The organism is Paenibacillus sp. 01T443 (assembly GCF_056398325.1).
Map to the genome: position 1 here is coordinate 1 of NZ_JBFTPE010000061.1, position 2,648 is coordinate 2,648.

Consider the following 2,648-nt stretch of genomic DNA (forward strand, 5'->3'; position numbering starts at 1 on the left):
CTTCTATGCCATAATCCTTCCCTTCAGGTATATAATCTTTCCTATTAATTTCCCTTAGAATACTATAGCCAACCCTCATACCATCTCTCCTTTTTATTAAATAAAGGATACATTAATCTCCAATTACTATCTAACGGTAAACTCTAATTTTGATGGTATTCGTTACGTATCAATTAATTCCCTCTTTTAACAATTTGTTAAGCAAACCTGCCCGTTAGCGTAACGAAGAGTACCATGCAACAGCCCTTTCAGTGTTCAACTATCGTGTTCCGTTCAAAGCAAACACACCTTCTTGATTTGGTTTAAGGCTCGATGTAAAAGTATGTCCATACCCTAGTCCCGATGTTGGATAGCGCTTCTAAGCTATTTTCAAGACTGCCAATTTCCATGCGTCCAAAATTATTGATAATAAATTCATAATAAAGTGCTGTTAGGACGATCTTTAGTCTTTATCTTTACCCTCTGTTATGACAATTGCACCAGATTTGTATAGTGCAACGGGCAGATCAATAGATTTCCGTAATATGGTAGATTTAAGGTAGATCAAAGATGGGAGTGAAGATTGAGTGAGACGACGGTTTATACTTTTAGTTTGTGGATTTTTACTGCTGACACTGCTCCTGCCCTTTCAGGCAACCGCCGCTGAGGCCGATTCCGTGGTGGCAGCAGAGAGTTCGAAATCGGGTGTAACGATGGTTGCAGCAGGACACAGTCATAGTCTGGCTCTTAAAGAGGACGGAACCGTCTGGGCGTGGGGAGGAAGTTTCACACTCGGCAACGGAATCCCGTATTCCAGTGCCACTCCCGTTCAGGCAAAAGATCTCGATTCGGTGACCGCCGTAGCTGCAGGTGGCAATCATAGTTTGGCGCTCAAAAGCGACGGAACCGTCTGGGCGTGGGGAATGAATGAGTATGGTGTACTCGGCGAAGACCCATATAAAACACGTTGGCGTTTAACCCCCGTTCAAGTGCAGGGTCTCAGTTCGGTAGTCGCCATCTCTGCGAGCGGTCAACATAATTTGGCGCTCAAAAGCGACGGAACCGTTTGGTCGTGGGGAATGAATAGCGCTGGGGAACTCGGTAATGGAACAACGTCAGACATTTATACTTCCTTCTATACTCCATCTCAGGTACGAGGTCTCGATTCGGTGACCGCCGTAGCCGCGGGTCCTGGCACTAGTTTGGCGGTCATAAGCGACGGAACCCTCTGGGCGTGGGGAGGTACGGTCGGCGATGGAACAACTGAAATCCGTTCTACCCCCGTCCAAGTGCAGGGTCTCAGTTCGGTAGTCTCCTTCGATGCGGGCAATGGCCGTTTCGTGGTCAAAAGCGACGGAACCGTCTGGGCATGGGGATGGAATGGTTATGGCGTGCTCGGCGATGGAACAAACACAGACCGTTATACCCCTGTTCAAGTAGTGCAGGAACTCGGTTCGATGGCCGCCATCGCTGCGGACGAATGGCATAGTTTTGCGCTTAAAAGCGACGGAACCGTCTGGGAATGGGGATGCAATTTGAAAGGCAGTGAATGTTACGAATCTGACATTCGTACCACTCCTGTTCAAGTGCAAGATCTCAGTTCGGCGGTAGACATAGCTGCTGGTTTTGAGCATAGTTTGGCGGTCAAAAGCGACGGAACCGTCTGGGCGTGGGGATGGAATGGTTCTGGTCAACTGGGCGATGCAGCAGGGTCATACCATTCTATTCCCGTACAAGTTCTAGGACTTGGCGAGTCCAATCCCAACACTCCTGAAGCGCCGCAGTGGCCTGAAGGCGACGTGCTGACGGTTACCGATGTGAACTATAACAGCGTACGGCTGAATTGGCAGCCGGCCACAGATGATACGGGTGTATACAAGTACTATGTATACAAAGACAATGCGCTGCGGGCTGCCCTGGACGGGGACGTGAACAGCTATGAATTGAAGGGGCTGTCTCCAAATTCGTCCTACCTCTTTTCTCTAGTCGCCATCGATGCCTATGACAACCAAAGTGTGAAACAAGAAGTGACGGTCACTACTGCCGCATATACGGCTCCCGGCTCTTTTCAGCTTTCCGATTCCAAAACTTATTCCGATGGCTGGTACAATTATGAGTTTTCGTTATATTGCGGGTACATTTCGTCCTCAGGACAAGAGTTGATTGGATCTTGGAGCCCCCCTGAAGGTTTCCATGGAGTCGTTAAGGTCTCCATGGCTTCCCCGGAAGGGGAAGATTATGACCTAAGTCTGGAGACTGTGGGCGAGGGTAACCGATTGCCGGAAGATACGACGTTACTTACAAATGGTACCGAGTACAGTGCTACCGAGGTGCCCGGAGGGTACAGAGCAGAGTGGAGAGTTAAGGGACATACTGGCAATGATTATAGTCCGGATAAGAAAGTATTCGTCTATGTCAGCATCAAATATGACAATCACTGAAGATATCGCTATGTTTACGGAAACTTAATGGCGGGCCGCGGGTCTCCCTGCGGCCTTTCAGTTGCGCTATGCTTCTTTTAACTATCGTGTCCCGTTAGCATTCCTGTAGATGGATTAATTTCGTCTTTGCAAAAGAAAAAGCGCCTCGGTACGATGGGAGTACGCAACGGGTCATAGCCCTTAAAATCCCATCATCCAGGAGGACGCTCTACTATGAAGTTTAAGGCA

At 48.5% G+C, this 2,648-nt stretch carries 1 protein-coding gene; it reads left to right on the forward strand.

The genetic code is table 11. The features are described from left to right. Window positions 1–566: 566 nt before the first annotated feature. Entirely contained in the window at window positions 567–2,420 is a 1,854-nt protein-coding gene (locus AC1DLI_RS34215) for an RCC1 domain-containing protein (RefSeq protein ID WP_477610176.1), read from the forward strand. The last annotated feature ends 228 nt before the right edge of the window (window positions 2,421–2,648 follow it).